Origin of the sequence: Hansschlegelia beijingensis (genome assembly GCF_045505405.1) — a bacterium.
Lineage (GTDB): Bacteria > Pseudomonadota > Alphaproteobacteria > Rhizobiales > Methylopilaceae > Methylopila > Methylopila beijingensis_A.
Map to the genome: position 1 here is coordinate 1 of NZ_JBJKEX010000613.1, position 953 is coordinate 953.

2 pseudogenes are annotated in these 953 nt (G+C 72.3%); both read right to left on the reverse strand.

Annotation, left to right across the window (positions count from 1 at the left end):
* Positions 1–352, reverse strand: a pseudogene (locus tag ACIKT0_RS19105) (TrmH family RNA methyltransferase); the annotation flags it as partial.
* A pseudogene (locus tag ACIKT0_RS19110) lies at positions 349–953 on the reverse strand (ABC transporter ATP-binding protein); the annotation flags it as partial. The pseudogenes ACIKT0_RS19105 and ACIKT0_RS19110, both read right to left, overlap by 4 nt.

Sequence of the window (953 nt, forward strand, 5' to 3'; positions counted from 1 at the left end):
CCCGCGGCGGGAACCGGGCGAGCAGGGCGGCGGCGTCCTCGGCCGGCGCGCGTCGGCCGATCGCCAAAACTCCGCGATGGATGTGGAAGCCGACGATGGCGTCCATGACGGCAGGGCTCGCCACATAGACGGGAACGGAGCCGGCAGCGGCGAGGAGGGGCTCCAGCCCGGCCACGCGGCTCTCGGCCACGAGCACGCTCTCGGCCTGGTGCCGGGAGCTGTCGCCGAGCAGCAGGCGGAGCACGACCTCGCCTTCCGCCACGAAGCGTTCGCCACGGCCGACGACGTCCCGTTCACGCACCGCCCGGTAGTCCGCGATCCTCGGATCGTCGGGATCGTCGATCTGGATCACCCGGCGGCGAGCTCTTCCCGCAGCATCTCGAGCTCGAGCCAGCGGTCCTCCGCCGCCGCCCGCTCATGCTGCGCCTGGCCGAGCGCCTCGCTTGTGGTAGCGAACGCCGCGGGATCGGACGCGTACAGCGCCGGATCGGCGAGCCGCGCCTCGAGCCGCGCGATCTCCGCCCCCAAGGCGGCGATCCGGGCCGGCAGCGTCTCCAGCGCGTGCTGATCCTTGAACGACAGCTTCTTGCGCGCGGGAGCAGAAACCGGCGCGGGCGCCGGAGCCCTTTCACGAGGCGCCGAGGGCCCGGCGGACGCGCGCGGATCGATCCCGCGGCCGCGCTGCGCGACCATGTCGCCATAGCCGCCCGCGTACTCGACCCAGCGTCCGTCGCCTTCCGCGACGATCACCGAGCCGACCGTGCGGTCGAGGAAGTCACGGTCGTGGCTGACGAGCAGGATCGTGCCCGGATAGTCGGCGATCATCTCCTGCAGCAGGTCGAGGGTTTCGAGGTCGAGATCGTTGGTCGGCTCGTCGAGAACCAGCAGGTTGGCCGGCTGCGCGAGCGCGCGCGCCAGCAGCAGCCGGCCAACCTGCTGGTTCTCGACGAGCC